At 34.1% G+C, this 17,442-nt stretch carries 14 protein-coding genes and 2 pseudogenes; 6 read left to right on the forward strand and 10 right to left on the reverse strand.

Annotation, left to right across the window (positions count from 1 at the left end; genetic code table 11):
• Positions 1–275: 275 nt before the first annotated feature.
• Positions 276–1,073 (forward strand): cell wall hydrolase, encoded by a 798-nt coding sequence (locus tag MKX37_RS18280; RefSeq protein ID WP_078421707.1) that lies wholly within the window; start codon positions 276–278, stop codon positions 1,071–1,073.
• A 301-nt stretch (positions 1,074–1,374) separates the two neighbouring features.
• Positions 1,375–2,712 carry an NAD(P)/FAD-dependent oxidoreductase gene (locus MKX37_RS18285; RefSeq protein WP_033731171.1) on the forward strand — a complete coding sequence of 446 codons (1,338 nt, stop codon included), beginning with the start codon at positions 1,375–1,377 and terminating at the stop codon, positions 2,710–2,712.
• 176 nt (positions 2,713–2,888) lie between these two features.
• Here MKX37_RS18285 and MKX37_RS18290 read toward each other — a convergent pair whose 3' ends face one another.
• Positions 2,889–5,672 (reverse strand): dynamin family protein, encoded by a 2,784-nt coding sequence (locus MKX37_RS18290; protein WP_078421708.1) that lies wholly within the window; start codon positions 5,670–5,672, stop codon positions 2,889–2,891.
• A 298-nt stretch (positions 5,673–5,970) separates the two neighbouring features.
• On the opposite strand from MKX37_RS18290, the pseudogene MKX37_RS18295 reads away from it, so the two are divergent.
• A pseudogene (locus MKX37_RS18295) lies at positions 5,971–6,114 on the forward strand (IS6 family transposase); the annotation flags it as partial.
• Between the two features lie 97 nt (positions 6,115–6,211).
• On the opposite strand, the gene MKX37_RS18300 reads toward MKX37_RS18295, so the two are convergent.
• The 8 genes from MKX37_RS18300 to MKX37_RS18335 all read right to left on the reverse strand — a co-directional run bounded on the left by MKX37_RS18300 (position 6,212) and on the right by MKX37_RS18335 (position 14,740).
• Positions 6,212–7,648, reverse strand: a complete 1,437-nt coding sequence (locus tag MKX37_RS18300; RefSeq protein ID WP_078421761.1) for a hypothetical protein — start codon at positions 7,646–7,648, stop codon at positions 6,212–6,214.
• A 46-nt stretch (positions 7,649–7,694) separates the two neighbouring features.
• A complete protein-coding gene (locus MKX37_RS18305; RefSeq protein WP_078421709.1) occupies positions 7,695–8,600 on the reverse strand; it encodes an FTR1 family iron permease in 906 nt (301 codons plus the stop codon).
• An 18-nt stretch (positions 8,601–8,618) separates the two neighbouring features.
• On the reverse strand, positions 8,619–9,380 hold the full coding sequence (locus MKX37_RS18310) for a hypothetical protein (protein WP_033731174.1): 762 nt from the start codon (positions 9,378–9,380) through the stop codon (positions 8,619–8,621).
• A 52-nt stretch (positions 9,381–9,432) separates the two neighbouring features.
• The gene (locus MKX37_RS18315) at positions 9,433–10,179 is read right to left on the reverse strand and encodes a glycosyltransferase family 2 protein (RefSeq protein WP_033731175.1); all 747 of its coding nucleotides are present in this window, start codon (positions 10,177–10,179) and stop codon (positions 9,433–9,435) included.
• Positions 10,176–11,651 (reverse strand): alkaline phosphatase family protein, encoded by a 1,476-nt coding sequence (locus MKX37_RS18320; RefSeq protein WP_033731177.1) that lies wholly within the window; start codon positions 11,649–11,651, stop codon positions 10,176–10,178. Before MKX37_RS18320 ends, MKX37_RS18315 begins: the two co-directional genes overlap by 4 nt.
• Entirely contained in the window at positions 11,639–12,568 is a 930-nt protein-coding gene (locus MKX37_RS18325; RefSeq protein ID WP_078421710.1) for a lysylphosphatidylglycerol synthase transmembrane domain-containing protein, read from the reverse strand. Before MKX37_RS18325 ends, MKX37_RS18320 begins: the two co-directional genes overlap by 13 nt.
• Positions 12,534–13,481 (reverse strand): SDR family NAD(P)-dependent oxidoreductase, encoded by a 948-nt coding sequence (locus tag MKX37_RS18330; RefSeq protein ID WP_033731178.1) that lies wholly within the window; start codon positions 13,479–13,481, stop codon positions 12,534–12,536. Before MKX37_RS18330 ends, MKX37_RS18325 begins: the two co-directional genes overlap by 35 nt.
• 86 nt (positions 13,482–13,567) lie before the next feature.
• Positions 13,568–14,740: a hypothetical protein gene (locus MKX37_RS18335; RefSeq protein WP_033731179.1), complete on the reverse strand. Its 1,173-nt coding sequence runs from the start codon at positions 14,738–14,740 to the stop codon at positions 13,568–13,570.
• Positions 14,741–15,183: 443 nt separating this feature from the next.
• Here MKX37_RS18335 and MKX37_RS18340 point away from each other — a divergent pair, with 443 nt between their 5' ends.
• Together MKX37_RS18340 and MKX37_RS18345 are read left to right on the forward strand one after the other, a co-directional pair.
• Positions 15,184–15,495: a hypothetical protein gene (locus tag MKX37_RS18340; protein ID WP_033731180.1), complete on the forward strand. Its 312-nt coding sequence runs from the start codon at positions 15,184–15,186 to the stop codon at positions 15,493–15,495.
• Between the two features lie 82 nt (positions 15,496–15,577).
• Positions 15,578–16,867 (forward strand): UDP-glucose dehydrogenase family protein, encoded by a 1,290-nt coding sequence (locus MKX37_RS18345; protein ID WP_078421711.1) that lies wholly within the window; start codon positions 15,578–15,580, stop codon positions 16,865–16,867.
• Between the two features lie 95 nt (positions 16,868–16,962).
• Here MKX37_RS18345 and MKX37_RS18350 read toward each other — a convergent pair.
• Positions 16,963–17,131, reverse strand: a pseudogene (locus MKX37_RS18350) (IS6 family transposase); the annotation flags it as partial.
• A 118-nt stretch (positions 17,132–17,249) separates the two neighbouring features.
• On the opposite strand from MKX37_RS18350, the gene MKX37_RS18355 reads away from it, so the two are divergent.
• On the forward strand, positions 17,250–17,435 hold the full coding sequence (locus MKX37_RS18355; protein ID WP_002111324.1) for a hypothetical protein: 186 nt from the start codon (positions 17,250–17,252) through the stop codon (positions 17,433–17,435).
• The last annotated feature ends 7 nt before the right edge of the window (positions 17,436–17,442 follow it).

Consider the following 17,442-nt stretch of genomic DNA (forward strand, 5'->3'; position numbering starts at 1 on the left):
TAAAAACATCCACATATTCTCATCTCAATGCATTAAAAAAATTTAATATCCCTTTTCACTAGATAAATTATAGTAAGCAACAACTCGAACTTCAATGGGCTTTCATATGCAATATTTCATATTTGGGTCCTACATGATATAAATAAAAAACTTATAATGATTATTTATTCTATACGTGCTAATATACTTATATTAAAATATAAATACATATCTTATATACTCTGAACTACATTACTCAACAGTTAAAACTTAATTTTTTATTGGGAGGATTTACAATGCAATTATTAAAAATAAAACATATAATTCCTTTATCTGCGGCAGCAATTACATTCGTATGTAATCAAGGTGTAGCTGAGGCTTCCACCATTCATACAGTAAAAAAGAATGATACACTTTGGGGTATCAGTAAACAATATGGAGTTTCAATACAATCTATTAAACAAGCAAATAATAAAGGAAAAGATCAAACTTTTATTGGTGAACAGTTACATATTCCAGGATCCATGAAATCAAATGAGGTCACTGTTCGCCAAAACGACAAACCTAAGAACATCTCTGGACAAATTATTTATCAAGTACAGCCGGGAGATTCATTAGAAATTATAGCAAAGCGTTACAATGTTACCGTTCAATCTATAAAACAAATTAACAATACAGTCGGAAACAAGCTTTATACAGGACAACATTTAAAAATCAATTCAAGTATTTCAGAAAAAGAAAAAGACTTAATGGCACGCTTAGTTACTGCTGAGGCAGGTGGCGAATCATATAAAGGAAAAGTAGCGGTGGCGAAAGTTATCTTGAATCGTGTAAATGCAAATGGTTTTCCAAATACAATAACAGGTGTTATTTATGAACCTATTAAACGCGGATATGCATTTACTCCTGTTACCGATGGTAGAATTAATCAGCCTGCAAGCGCAGAAGCAAAAATGGCAGTAGAAGAGGCTATCTCTACAAATGGAATACATTCTGATTGGCTTTATTTTTATAATCCAAAAACTTCAACAAACAAATGGATTACGACACGTCAAACAGTAGCGGTAATCGGTAACCACGTCTTCGCTAAATAAAACTATAATTCTCTTCAAATTTATGCACTTAACAACTATTTCCAATGATTAGCAGACCTCTTTACTTAAAAGGTCTGTTTTTTTATATGTAAGATTTTATTAATCATATGACATAGTGATCATTTAAATCTATTTCTTCTTTCAAATAAAAACATTTGTATTTACTCCACCACTCAGAGAAATTAAAAAAGCATCAAGTTCAAAAACTCCCTCTTTATTAATAAAAGCTATTTCTTAACTTCATAAAAGTGTTATACACTAAGAAAATAAAAACAAACTATTCGTTAGCAGGTGAAAGAATATGTATGATGTTACAATTATCGGAGCTGGAGTAAGTAGCATCTTTATGGCTTATTCATTAGCCCAAAGTAACAAAAAGATTTTAATTCTTGATAAAGGTAAAGCACTAAAAGATCGCCATTGTCCTTTAGACCAAGGAAAAGTGTGTAATTGTACTACATGTGATAAATATTTCGGATTTGGTGGTTTAGGAAAATCTGAAGGGAAATTTAATTATACAAATGGATTTGGTGGCGAACTTGAGCAAAAAGTAGGTAAAAAAGCTTTTATACAACTCATGGCTGAAGTAGATAAAATTCTATGTCAGTTTGGCGGAAGTTCGGTTTCAAAGTATTCTACAGAAAATCTAAATCTCACTAAGAGAGCTGAAGCGTGTGGTTTACAAATGCTCACAACAGAAGTAAGGCATCTTGGCACTACACTTTCAAGTAACATTTTTCAGCAGCTCTATGAATTTTTACTTAACAAAATAGATATCCGATTTCATATAGATGTACAACATGTCGTTAAGCAGCAAGACCATTTTAAAATATCTACAAATCAAGGAACTGTCCATTCTAAGCAATTAGTATTTGCAACTGGGCGTTCTGGAACGGATTGGTTAAAAGAAATGTGCTCTTCCCTTGAAATTGCACAGGAACAAACCCGTATAGATTTAGGTATTAGGGTAGAGATGAAAGAACATCAATTACGTTCTATATTAAAAGATACATTTGAGACGAAACTTTCTTATCAGCATGAACATTTCACGGCTACTACTTACTGTATGAATCCAAAAGGACGCATTATTCGAAAGTATGAAGAAGGTTTAGTTATGCCTGACGGTCAAAATTTTCGAGAGCAAGGAACTGGCACTTCTAACTTAAATTTCACTTTATTTATCCCGCGCTATTTTCCAACTCTCAAAGAAGCAAATGTATACGCAAGTTCAATTATTAAAAGCATTAACCAAGGACGAGATCGGATTGTTATACAGCGTTTAGAGGACTTAATAAAGAAACAACCTACAGCCGAGAACAACATGAAACATAATCGTATACAGCCTACACTACACGGAGATTATGGAGATTTGAATGAAGAAATTCCTCCATTATATATTGAAGGACTCAAAAAATTTTTATTACGTTTAGAACAATTTATCCAAGAACCTATCGATAAAGATACTTTATTATATGGAATTGATGGAAAGTTCTATGCTCCTACAATAAAAATCAATAACCATTTTGAAACAAGTATGGATGGGCTATTTTTAATTGGAGATTGTTCAGGCGTCACTCATTCATTATCTCAAGCAGCTGCAAGTGGTCTGCATGTTGGAAAATATTTATCAGACATTTAAATACTCTAATTAAATGGAAAGGGAGCAGCTAATTGCTATTGCTCCCTTTTCCCTATTACTTCTCTTATAACACATGATGCAATCTGCTATTAAAAAGAACGTACATATTATACAGATGTAAACAAAAAACAACTCCAAAATCAACTTTTATTGTATATTTTGGAGTTACTTTACGTTTATTCTATGATTGTTTCTAAAGGTAAATCTGTATAGGAATTATCCTCACCTATATTCAAGATTACTTCACATTGACGTAATCTCAATTCAAAGAGCGTTATAGGATCATGATAAACTTCAGGGTTTGATTTCATTTTATGCAGTTTATCTTGTTTTTCTTTTATTTCTAAATGAGTGTTTTTTACAGCTTGTTCCAACGAGCCAAATGGATTTCTAAAGAACATATTAATATCCCGCTCTTGTGTGTTTTCAAATAGCTCAAACTGCAAGAAAAATTTCTTCATAATAGAAGCCGTTACATCGGTATAATCTTCATTTTCTAAATACTGTTTGTATTTGTTATATAGCATAGCTTTATTTTTAGGAAGAACTCCAAATAATTTACCGGCACTTTTCAGTAAAAATTGTGCTGGCGTAAATCGGCATAAAATATTTACTTCTTCCATTTGTATTCTAGTTGTCATTCTATCAGTATCTCTTCGCCAGTCATCAATTACTTTAAAGTCACATTCTAACTGTATTCGATTTTCTCCAAATAAAGAATTAAGTCCTTCACTGGTTTCTGCTAAGTACAATTGACTTTGAAGGAGCTCGTTATTAGAAGTCGCAATCCAATTTTGCATAGAGCGAGCAAGATTAGGTAATACAGTTTGTTCTAGATATTGTTGCACCCTTTCATTCATCGCTGTATTTAGTTCAATATCAATGTGCCCAAAATCACTTTCTTCACTAATTAAATCGGAACAACTCTGCAATAGTTTCGGAATATGTTCTGTAAGATCATTAGTAATTTCGTTTTTCATTGTACGATATGCTTCTGTAATTAAATGAATTTTTTCCTTCTCAAAAGCAGTAAGGTTATTAATACAAGCATTTAGTTTAACTAACATATCTTCATTCCAATTAATAGAATCCACTAGATTATTTTCCCTCTCGACACGTTTATCCAAAAGATATGTAATTGTTTTTCGAATGAAAAACAATAGCTTTTCAGTACGTTCTACATCGATATTTTTATGGTTAAAGTTAAAATGAATAAACTCAGTTAAATCGTTTAGTTGTTTACTATTTGTATATAACGAAGAATAAGGGAAAACTCTTGCATTAGGGAAATATGTATTTATTCTCACTTGCGTATCTTGTATAACTCTTTTTGCTTCTGCTTCATTGTAAATGTTATCGATTTTATTTAATAAGAAATGAACTTGTAGATTTGGTGTATGTTCTTGGATACTTAATAGAATGTCACGTTCTTTGTCAGTAAAAGGTGAATCCGTATTCAATACGAATAATAATTCATCTACAGAGTTTAAATATTCAAATACCTCATCTCTCGCGTCATTGTTCCTATTAAAGCTAGGTGTAACAACGAATGTAAGTTTATTTTTACTTAAAAACCTGCATGGTAATTTAAATTCAACACACGCTCTATCTCTATATGTTTGACGATGCACTGCCATCATGTTATGGAAATCAGAGAAATTCTCAGTTGTTGTAATTTCCGAATCTGTTATAGCGTTAATTTCTGTATAAGCGTCATTTTTAAAAACAACTACATTTGAGATTGAGTTTTCTAATATATTTTCTCCTAAAATAGAGTTAATAAATGAAGCTTTTCCGTTCCCTGAAGTTCCAGTTACTAATAGGCGATTTGTTCTTAAATCTGCAAGCTCACCAACTAACCAGCTAAATCGGTTACCCATTTCTAAATCATGTTCTTGTGCCCAGTGTGTAATAGATTCAAAAAGATGTAAACTATACTCTAAGCCATTCACATGATTAATAGAATATGACAGTAGGTCTTCTGCATCTTTTATATCCGCTGAATCTATTTTAGAAGGAAAAATCTCATCCCATGCCAATACTGCTGCAGATGGAAATACAGCATGAGAGGGATTAACTACCTTTAACCAATTTGTTAACAGGTTTGGAATGATATCGTGTAATTGTCTAAGCATATATTGACCTTGAATTAATTCAAAGTATGTTTCTTCGTAAAGAGAAGAAATTTCGTCCCATATATCGGACGAATGTATTTCGATATGTATGAAAAATTCATTTATTGTGTTGAGCCATAATAAGTAATTTTGTTCATCTTTATAGCTGTGCCAAAGTGATGAAACAATTTGCGTAAATTGTACTTGATCTACATTATTTAATGTAACTAATACTTTATAAAAATAGTCTGGTGAAATATTTTTAGTAAATCCTTTATCGATATATTCTTTTAGAACCTCAAACCACGGATAAGATTCTGTTCGAATTAACTCGTTCACAGCAAGCTCTACTGCACTATCAAAATCTTGCTGTTCTTCATAAAAGGAACGTGCAATTGTTGTGACGCTTGGATAATCGGGATTTAAAGAAACCGCTTCTTTTATAACAGCGAAAGCTGAATCAAAATTATTTTGCTCGATGTAAAGAGACAGTAATTGCAGTACAATTTCGGTCATAAGTATTTTGTTATCAGTAGTAATGGAAGTATACACATTTTCAGCAACTGATAATTGGTTAAGTTCGAAGTAAGCATCCGCAATATTTTTTTGTGCCCATGGCGCTAATTCATTACTAACTTTCTCCCATTTAAAAATAGCTGCTTCAAAATCTTGATGGTGATAATAAAATTCACCTTGTGCAAAACGAATATAAGATCCATCAGAAATCTCATTTTTTTCTTCGTTTACATAAGCTTCTCCAAGTACTTGAAGAGGTGGGTGTGTTTCATTCTCCATTAAGAATGTTTCATAATACATCTTTTTTATTAATTGTTTTTCTAATCTCATCTTTTCCCCCACTATATCTCGAAAATACATTTTTCGAGATATGTCAATACTTTTTTGTATGTATGCTTTTTATCTTAACAAAGAATTCCTTTTGGAAAATTTCATTTTCCTTTCATTTTTCAAGTAAGATTGAATTTTTATGAGAAAAGTTTCAGTTCTTTTTCAATTCCCTTTCAGTTGTGAAACAATATTAAATGTTCCTAATAGCTTAATACGAGTATAATATCCACATTAAATTATTAGGAACATTTAATGTAGAGACCTTTATAAAAACAATATATAGTGAATATATATGCTACGTGTTATAACATTCAATAAGAATCCCGCTTTTCCTATAGCAATTGAACAGTGAAAAAAAAGCATACCTAACGGTATGCAACTTAGACAACAAAAATACTTGAATAACATAGTAGAACAAGATCATCGCTTTATAAAGAAACGAACCGAAATCTGAACCCAGGTTTCGGTTTTTCGGGGTATGATGAATTACAAATTTTATTAATAATCGAATAAAATCAAGAACTTTTAGCTGGATTACTCTATTCTTGAATAAACTTTACAACAGAATCCTTTTTCCATTTGTATAAAACTATTTTATGATAAACAGGATCAAATAATGGATTTGAATAAAAGACGGCTTCCTTTTCAACTTGTCCTTCTATATTAATCCCTTGTTTTTGAAACCCTTCAATGAGATGATTGGTAACATATATATTATCATTTTTATGATATTTTTTATCTTGTAAAAAATATGAATATGTGTAAAACCGTTTATGTTCATACGGCACTTGTAAATATTCCATAACCCTCGTCTCTTCCCAAGTGTATACAATAAACGGCTCTTGTTTCCCCTCCAAATATGACGCGAGTTGATATGTTGCCGGTACCTCCACTTGTTGTTCTTTCATGAGCGGTATACTCATCATAAATTGAGTAGTTGCAAACAACAGCAATATAATACCACGATTTCTTTTTAACCATGAAATAGCAAGTACGCAAAGTAACATCGCTACAACCGGATAAGAGTGACGAGGTTTATCAATATTTTGTCCAAGTAAATTCCAAAGAAAATAAAAAATCCCCAGAGCGATCAAAACCTTTGGATAGCAACGTATGTTTTTCCATTGTAAAACAAATAAAAACAAAAAGAACAAAAAGAAACCTACCAAATAATAAGAGTGGATACCTATTCCTGCAAAGATGATGTTTTCAAAAAGTAAACGATAGAGACGTGAAATAAGTGGTTCACTCGTATCTGTAACTGCTCCACCCCATTCGGTAAAATGGCCTTCTACAAATCCAAAAGAAATTTCCCACAATCCCGTGATTCCACCAATGTTCCAAATAAGAGCGCTGATCCAAACTAGCTGCGAAAGGACAGCTGTACAAAATAAGATTATAAACCGCCATTTTTCTTCATGCCATTGTTGCCATAATAACAAAATAAGTACTATTCCAAACGGTGCATAAGATAACCGTATACCCATTAATAGCGCAAAAAAGAGAATTGGCCAAAATTGAGTTTGAAAACGCTTTGTGCGAAAGGCACGTTCTATACTCCATATATACCACCATACGATTGCTAACGCTGCGCCCTCCGACATGGGCTGCGTTACTAAAATAGAGAAATACCCGCTCGTTTGTAAGACAGCTACAACAATAAGAGCACTCGTTTTACTTACATAATGGCGTGCAATCCAATACATCGGAAAAGCTGCACCAAGTGCCATAATGGCATTAAAAATCCCTAACGATTGCACAGGGTTTTCTATAAAAATATGCGTTATCATTCCCCCTAAAATAAAAAAAGGATATCCAGGGAAATGGGGCTGCATCGCTAATATGTCATATTGCTTTAATGCAAGTGTAAAATCGACTTCGTCCCACGTTGCTGCAAACGGACTTGCATAGAAAAAACGAATACAAATCACACTAATAACAAGGATAACTGCCCATATACGTAATACTTGTTTCATCTCATTTCCTTTCTTCAAAAAAAGTACAAGGAAAACACCTTGTACTTTAACTAACTGACTTATTTTCTTCAATTATTTCTTTCTTTTTTTTAACAGGCTTTTTAAAGATAATTAACATATACAACACAACAAAATATCCGATATACACAAGTACTTCTTCAATAGATGGCATCGAGGAATATCCTAAAAATGCTTTTAAGAAAATGCCGATATCACCAGAAAGAAGTGGTGCAGTACCATGATCGCGAAGATAATGAGCATAATCAATAGGATGCTCTGGTAATAGCCATGTAATATCATATACGTGCGGCATTACGCTGCCAAGTATCTTTAAATCTTGAAGCATAGAAACGCCTTGTACAAGAAGTCCTGCTGCAATTAATACGATAAATGCACCTGTTACTTTAAAGAATACTTTGAGTGAAATACGCATCGTTCCTTTAAAGAATAAGAAGCTAACAACTGCTGCAACGAGTAGACCAGATATAGCTCCCCAGCCTTTCATCGCTTCTCCGATGTTCCCTCCTGTAATCGCTGCAAAGAAAAAAACTGTTTCTACACCTTCTCGAAGTACAACAAGAAAAGAATGCACGACCATTCCAATTATATTTCCAGCCGTAATATACTGATTCATTTTATTTTCCATATTGGCTGTCATATTCTTACTATGTTCTGCCATCCAAAATACCATTTGTGTAAGTAAAATGGCTGAAACGAAAATAATGGATATTTTTAAATACATTTCGCTACCCATAGCAGCAAAACCAGTAAATACAACTTGAAAGACTAGGGCGACAATATAACTTGCTACAACCGCAAGCCCTGCTCCTAGCCAAACATATTTCACATACTGCTTACTATCTGTGCGCTTTAAGTACGTTGTAATAATCCCAACGATAAGCAACGCTTCTAATACTTCACGAAATGTAATGAGAAATGCCTGAAGTTGCATTACTCTTCCCCCTCATCCCTACTTGCGTTTTCTTACAGCATATACAATGACCCCAACAAGTATAAGTACAATAACTACGATTGGAGCCCAGTTTTTCAGGCTGCTTAAATCTGTCCACTCTGTTTTTTCCGTTTTATCAGAAACTGCTTTATCTTCTTGACTATTTGCACTAAAGTGTCCAACTTTAAAGTCTTTAATTTTAAACTCTTTTTGTAACTCTGTTAAAATAACATCTTTGCTTTTCTTGAAAGCCTCTTGATTTGCTTCTTTTTGACCTACTCCAAATAAACCTGGATTTCCTAATGATTCTAACGCTTTATTAAATTCATCCTTTAGCTTGTTATCCAGCTCTTTATTGTGCTCACCAATAACTGGTGATAACGCTTCATATGTAGCAAATGCTTTAGCTAATAAACGTTTGCTTGTATCATAGTCTTTAAATTTTTCATCAACATTTGTTAAACGACGATTAATATTAAGCGCAAGAATTTTTTGCATATCCGCAATAATATCTTCTTTATTTTGTTTATCAAAGTCCTTCATCATTGCTTTAGAAGGTTCTTTTCCCATATGCTGATCAATTTCTTCTTGCACATTTTCATATGCTTTTTTTGCTTCTTTAAAGTTTGCCGGAGTTTCATCTAACTTGGTAACCATCTGCTTGTATGCTTCAGCTACTTTTTCTTCGTTCGGATTTCCATACGAATAAGCAAATGCACTTGTTTGCACAGAGAATAGTAAGAAGATACCAACAAATAATGATGTAATGATTCTTTTCATGAACGTTCCTCCCAAGGTTACTGATTATTATTGTCAAGATAAGAACCGCTCGCTACGAGCACCTCTTATCTTCTGTTAATACATGTGCAGCATAGTCAATTATAACTTTCTCTACTGGACGCTTCATTTCTTTCCAAATTGCCGGAAGCACACGCGTCATATACTTACGAAAAGATATGAAAGAATCGCCTGTTTCTCTTACTTTATACGTAATCGGTACTTCTTGTACTCGAAAGCCTTTTCGTACTAAATTCAAAGTAATAACTTGGGCATAGTTATAATCATGAATAATTTCCCCATGCTCCATCGCTTGTCTAGAAAAAGCACGCATGCCTGATTGTCCATCGCGAATCCACTTTCGCAATAACAAACATTGCAGCGTCGTAAAACAATAATTTCCAAGACGTCGATGCAATCTCATTCCTTGAATGGTTCCACGAAAACGCGAACCCATCGTATAATCTGCTTCTCCAGTAAAGATAGGTTCGAGTACATTCGGAATTTCATTAGCTGGGTACTCATCATCAGCATCAATCATTACACTAATATCAGCCCCAAGACGATAGCTCTCCTGCAAACCTGCTCGAACGGCTGCACCAAGTCCTCCGTTTTTTTCAAATGAAACGATATGATCAGCCCCGGCCTTTTTTGCAACATCTACCGTTCTATCAGTTGAGCCATCATCGATAACAAGTACTTCTACCTTTACACTTGGATGAAAATGGCGCGGTACCTTTTGAATGACATGTGCAATAGAATCCTCTTCATTTAATGCGGGTATAAAAACAATTACTTTCATTCTTTTTCCTGCTCCCTTAGTGCCTCTACTAAGACAGGACCACGACTATGAGATGGATACGGCGCTCCTAATAAATAAGCAATTGTAGGGGCCATAGAAACAAGACTCTTCTTTTCTTCTACTTTTACACCTTGAGCGATATGAGGGCCGCACATAAAGAATGGTACAAACCGTTCTCCTTCGTCTAAATGACCATGACCACCAATCCCATCTGCTTGTCCATGATCTGCACAAATGATAAATGTCGTATTTTCTGCTTTTCCTGTTTTCTCTAAATGCTCAATAAATTGCTTCACATGCTGATCTGCTTCATGAATTTTTTGTAAATATTCATCATATAGTACGCCGCGGCTATGACCTGTTTGATCTGTAGAAATAAGCTGGACGATAAATAAATCTGGATCTTGTTCATCCATAATCTTTCTTGCTTTCTCCATAATTTTCGAGTCAACAACATCATTTTTCATCACAGCAGTAAATGTTTCCACATCATCGCCAAACGCGTCGACAAGATGAGCAACCGCCAACATCTTCCCTGTTTTATCTACTTTACGAAGAGAATCAAAAATACTCTCTACGTTCACTCCATGCTTCCAAACCATATTCGATTTAATTCCATGCTCAAAAGAATACGTTCCTGTAAACATAGATGAGAAACATACAACTGTACGAGCTGGATATACAGTTTCCATATTTAAAAACTCTGTCCCTTGTTTTCGAAGGGAATCTAAGTACGGTGTATGTGCTGCCTCAAAACGATCTTTTCGCATACCATCTATCACAATCACAACTACTTTTTCATTTAATGCCTCTTGATTTTCAGGCATGTTTTCTGTATAGCTAGAAATTGCCTTTGGCTGCCAATCAAATAAATTACGGTGTAAAATAAGCGTATATATAAGAAGAGCACCATAAAATATACACAGCACTTTCCAATCTACACCGTTAAATGTACCGCCTTCTTGAAAGAAATCGTAATAGTAATACCAAAGCGAAAGTAATAGTAAGAACTTTGGCATCTGTTCTTGTGCATTCCCACTTGTAGAATCACTATTTTTTAAAACCAGCTTCCAAAATCGTGTGAAGTTCAACCATGATGTACCAATTCGTAAATGATAATATAAAGTTCCCCAAAATAAAATTGTAAAGAAGAAATATAATCCTAATGCAAAAAAGAATAATGGCAAATGGACCATCTTAAATACAATTAAATATGCAATAAACGGAAACCATAAATAATTTCTTAAAAACAATGGAAAATCAAACAAATAATATAAAACAAGTAAAGGTACAATGAGGACAAAACTACTAAAAAATGCTGAAATAAAACCATTTTGTCCAAACTGCGAGATAGAAAACAATAAAAATGTACCGAATACAAAAATAGGCGTAAACGGTTTTCCTTCATTCAGTAAGTTCCAGCAGCGGGCTGCAACTTTTTCAAACTTTGATGCTTTTTTTACTTCTTCCACCGGATGTTTTCCCCCTTCTGACTGACTAGTGAACGCAACTCCATTGGGTATAAGACGAGCAGGATTGCACCCACACCGTAAGAAAATATAAATTTAAAACCGTGACTCATTAATGACCATTCATATGCTGCCACTTCCCCTACTCCAAGCGCCCTTAGCGCAAACGTCATTACCGTTTCATATGTCCCAAGACCGCCTGGTGTTAATTGAAATACTTGTCCTGCTATGGTCATACTATTTACCCAAACCGCCTGTATGAATGTAAGTGAACTCGCAATCTCATAAATTACAAAAGCCTCGCAAATCCAGCTCATTACAATTAGTAATATAATGATAACGCCTTGTATTGTAAACAAAACGGCCTTTAATTGCTCCCATTGCCCCTCTACAAATTGCGGTACTTTTTTATACAAAAGAAACAACGCCCCACTTCCGATACATATGCAACCTAGGATAACGGGAACATTCAGTAAAATATTCCCCCACAGTATAAACATTCCTACTGTTCCAAATACACCAAGAATAAGTAAATCTAATATACGAAGAATAACAACTGATTGTGTCGCTTCTCCTAACGTCACTTTCTTTTCTTTTGTAATGATCGCAATGCGAACAGCATCCCCTACTTTCAATGGAGAAACATGATTAATAAACAAGCTATAAAACAATCCATATAAAGCCTCTTTCATTGTAATATGATGATGAAGATACAATTTCCAAGCGTATGCACGAAAGAAAAATGCAACGCCATACATTACAATAAGAAACATTAAGGTATAAGGATGTTTCCATAATTCATATAGTTTTCCCCACAAAGAAGACATTTCAAATGATTGCCACGATATAACAAAAAAAACACATAACAAGAAAATACTACAAAGATTAAACAGTATCCGGATATTCTTTCGCCCAAGCAATAGTCTGCTCCAACCCTTCTGCAAATGATACACGAGGTTCATATCCCAGCTGATTTTTCGCCTTCGAAATATCGGCCCACGTCGTTGTTACATCTCCTTGACGATGCGCCTCTCTATTTACGCGCATAAGCGGGAAGTGCTTCTCTAACTGTGCAAGCAATTCAGTCATTAAAATTGGTGCATTCGAACCTAGATTGTAGACATCGCTTCTATTCGACTCTAACGCAAGAGCAATCCCTTCTGTAATATCATCAATGTATGTGTAATCTCTTCCTGTTCCCTTTCCATATACAACAATTTCTTCACCACGTAATAATTTTCGAATAAAGCTCGCTATCGCCATATCAGGGCGCCCCCACGGACCATATACAGTAAAGAATCGTAAAATATTCATTTGAAATCCATACATATATTGATAAGCATAGCAAAGTGACTCTGCCCCGTATTTCGATGCTGCATAAGGAGATAAGACACGGCCATTTGCCATTTCTTCCTTCAAAGGCATTCCTGTTTGCTCACCATACACAGAAGAAGAGGATGCCACAATGACTTTCTTTACATTTTCTTCTCCTGCACATGTTAATACGTTACTTGTCCCTTTTATATTAATATCAATATAAGCACCTGGCATTTCAAGTGACGGTCTCACACCTGGAAATCCAGCTAAATGAATAACTGCATCAACCTTCTCTTGCTGCATAACAGCTTTCACATCTTCTTTATGCAAAATATCGCACTCATAAAATGGAACGTTTCCATATCGCTGAACTTGTTCAAGCTGAAACTGTTTTCTTGATTTCGCATAGTAGGAGTGGAAATTATCCATTAGTACAATTTGCTTTCCTTGTGCTAACAATTTCAAAGCAAGATGACTTCCGATAAAACCTGCTCCCCCAGTAATTAATACTTTCATTCATTTCACCACCCTTTGCCACACTATGTAAAAGAAGAAACCTTGTCAAGACAAGGTTTCTTCAAAAAGGCATACGTATGAGCAGATTATTTCGCTGCTTCAACAGCTTTATTTAACGCACCCTCAAGTTGTGGTAACAATTTATCAGCATCTTCTTTCTTCTTCGCTTTTACTGCTTCTAAATAAGACTGTGCTGTTTTTGTTAACTCTACTGTTTGCTGTTCGCCAAGTACTGCTTTTAAATCACTTTCAATGATATTAATGAACAACGCGCCTTCTAATGCTGTAATAGGGCCTTTATCTTTTCCAAAGTTCTCTTGACTTTCTTTATACTCACCTAATGCAACTTTTGAGAATCCACGTACAAACGCTTGATTAACTGCTTTTGCATCAACTGTTTTTATATCAGTTTTTAAATCAAACTGCTTTAAGATAAAGTCCGCATCTTCAGGAGCTGCTTTTTTTATATACGGATAGATCGCTTGATAAAATGCCCATCCTTCTGCTTGTTCAATTTTCGCTGTCTTCTCATCAGTTTTTGCTGCTTCTACCATTTTTGTAGCATAGCCATGTGGAACTCCACCTGTCGCTAGGTAGAATGTTTTCATTATCGTTTTATCTACAACTTGCTTACCAAGTGCAAATGCAAGTTTGTCGTCTTTATCAATGGCTGCTTGCATTTCATCAAAGCCGCCTTTAATTTGAGAAGCCATTTGTGTACCATATGCTGTATCGCGTTTTCCAACTGTACCTTCTACGCCCTTATAAAACGCAAGTGCTTCATCCATTTCTTTTTTCACAACATCTTTTTTGCCCCAGTTTGTATCAATTTCTTTAAAATCATGGCGCATCGATTGGAAAAACTCTTTTTGCATTAATTTATCAAATAGTTGCTTTACAACCATTGGTTCCATTTCTTTCTTTTTTCCTGCTTCTAATGCAGCTGTAATTGTTTGGTCGATTTGTTCACTGAATTCACCGTCACGCTTTTGAACAAGTGATTGTAATTTTTCTTTATATAGCTTTGTTACTTTATCGAAGTCAACCTCTTTGCCATCTTTCGCTTTTTCAAGTTCAGCTATCCCATCTTTGTAAGCTTGTACAAAGTCAGCTTCTTGTTGTTTTGTTTCTTCTTTTTTCACTGTCTGTTCTGTCTTTTTATTTTGTGCTTCCGATGCTTTTGTTTCCTCTTTTGCACAACCCGTAAAAAGAAGAGATGTTACCGCAGCTGCAGATAATACTTTTAACTTGAATGTCATGAATTACTTCCCCCTGCTACCCCTAAGTGATAGTGATTTTCATTATTGTCAAATTGATTATAAAAGCGCTTACCATATATGTCAACATAAACATTGCATAAGTTGTCACATTTACACATGGTAATTTCGACCAATTTAAGAAAGCTTAATAAAAAGGCATCTGATCCTTTTTATTAAACCACGAAAATATAGGTTTTTTGTTTGGATTTTGACTTAAAAACCCCTGCTATGCATGGGACATCGTACAAAATCTGGAACTACCATAACCGTTCTGGTTATGATAATTTTTAGTTATGGAACCAAATATACTGAAACGTATTTTCTTTAATAGACATAATCATTAGGAACAATTTATAATCAAATATGGTATAAAAATTCAGTAAATCTCTTTGGAATGAATTTTAAAATTCATACGATTTGGATACCTTAAAGATGAATTTAAATTGTTTGGATGTGAAGGTTGTCATCAAGTTCGAAAAAAATCTTATCGTTGTAAAGGGCGATTTTGTATAACCTCTTCTGTAGGAAAATGTGATGAAACAGAGAATATTCCGTATTCTGTTGTGAGAGGATTTGATGTGATTAATATAGGCGATTGGACTATTCCACCTATCTTTTCCTGTGAACAATATAGTGGAGATATGTATCCAGAAGATTACACAGGAGTATTGCTAGGACTACGTACAAACTATCAAATATTCGCTAAATCAAAAAGCTTTTACCTAATCATCTCTTCTCATTTCTGGTACGAGTAGATCTTTTCATATGTCACCAATTGAACTTATCCACCAATATTAAACTAAAAACTAGCACTAATTTCAGAAGGGTGATCATTTTATGAATATATGTATTATAGGCTCTGGCTATGTTGGACTAACATCAGCAGTAGTATTAGCCGATTTAGGACATCATGTTATCTGTGTTGATAAAGATCAAAATAAAATTAACGCTCTCCAAAAAGGAGAGTATCCTATCTATGAACCAGGTTTAACAGAACTTATGCACAAACATCAAAAACGGTTACAATTCCGTAGTGATGTTGATCAAGTTATTCAACAAACACCAGTTATTCTTATTGCTGTAGGAACTCCTTCCATGTCTAATGGAAAAACAGATTTAACATATATTTACTCTGTTATCGATATGTTAGCTCAAACTATAAAATCATATAAAACCATTATCACGAAAAGTACGGTTCCACCAGGTACCAATCAACTCATGCGGGAAATGCTTATAAAAAAAGGTGTAGAATCCTCACTTTTTAATATCGTTTCTAATCCAGAGTTTCTTCGTGAAGGCTCTGCTGTTCATGACATGCTCTTTCCAGATAGAACAGTCGTGGGCATACAAAAAGATGACACAAAGTCACTAGAAATTATGCAAGCACTATATAAAGGTATTCAAGCACCGTTCTTTCCTACAAGTTTAAATGAGGCGGAAATGATTAAATATGCATCTAATGCGTTTTTGGCTACGAAAATATCTTTTATAAATGAAATTGCTAGAATTTGTGACGCTTATCACATTGATATTACTGAAGTAGCAAAAGGAGTTGGGTATGACTTTCGAATCAATCCCCATTTTCTTCAAGCAGGACTTGGTTATGGAGGATCCTGTTTTCCAAAAGATTTGAATTCATTAATTTACACAGCAAATAGTAAACAAGTACCAGTCCCTATTTTACAAGCTGTACAATCTATCAATTCGACACAAGTAGATCTCTATATTGAAAAAATCAAAAACAATTTAAAAAATCCTTCTTCAAACAGATTAACAATTTTAGGGATTTCCTTTAAACCAAATACAGATGATACACGCTACTCTCTCTCTGTAACACTTATTGAAAAATTAATTCCGCTCGGTTACGAAATTCACGCCTATGACCCAATAGCCCTTCTCCCTTCTCATATGAAAAAACAAGTTACACAACATACTGAATTGGAACCTTCTATTACAAATTCGGATTGTATAATTATTGCCACAGAATGGGACGAATTTAAAACACTTGATTGGCAACAAGTAAAAAGATTAATGCGCGGATGCAAAATCGTTGATGGCCGCAATTGTATTAAACAAAATGAAATAGTAAAACACGGTTTACAATATATTGGGATTGGTCACCGATAAATACTTCGTAGGAAATGGGAGTTCTGGATAACCAGAACTCCCATTTCCTACGAAGTTGAATATCCAGCGTCTATCCCCTTTTTATCAATTGCTCAATATAAATAGCACCATTTCCCAATATAGTTCTGCTCTTTTGTTTTTCTTCTTCCAAATTTGATAGATAAGTTTTTCCCCTCCATGAACCCATCGCATAATGGTTGTTGGCTGAACCGAGATGCTACCTTCCTTCAGAATTTCAGATATATCACGATAACTTAAAAAAAACAACAATAGTTATGTAATTAAATTCCATTAATATTTATAAATAACTAGTCCAAAAAAATATATATGCATATCATGTTATAGTAAAGAACTTAGGAAATCCTAAAAAGGAGGCATTCTCATGTTTGAAGATAAATCTAAAATAAATTACCCATATGAATTTACCGAAACTACAACAATCCCCATAAAAAATCCAGTTTATAAACAATACAAAAACGGTACAGGTACACATAATTTCCCAATAACAAAACATTACAAAGAAAAAGTTCTATATACTGAAAAAATTAATAATAACAAAAATAAATAATTCTATA

Origin of the sequence: Bacillus sp. FSL R5-0709, from assembly GCF_038004785.1 — a bacterium.
Lineage (GTDB): Bacteria > Bacillota > Bacilli > Bacillales > Bacillaceae_G > Bacillus_A > Bacillus_A mycoides.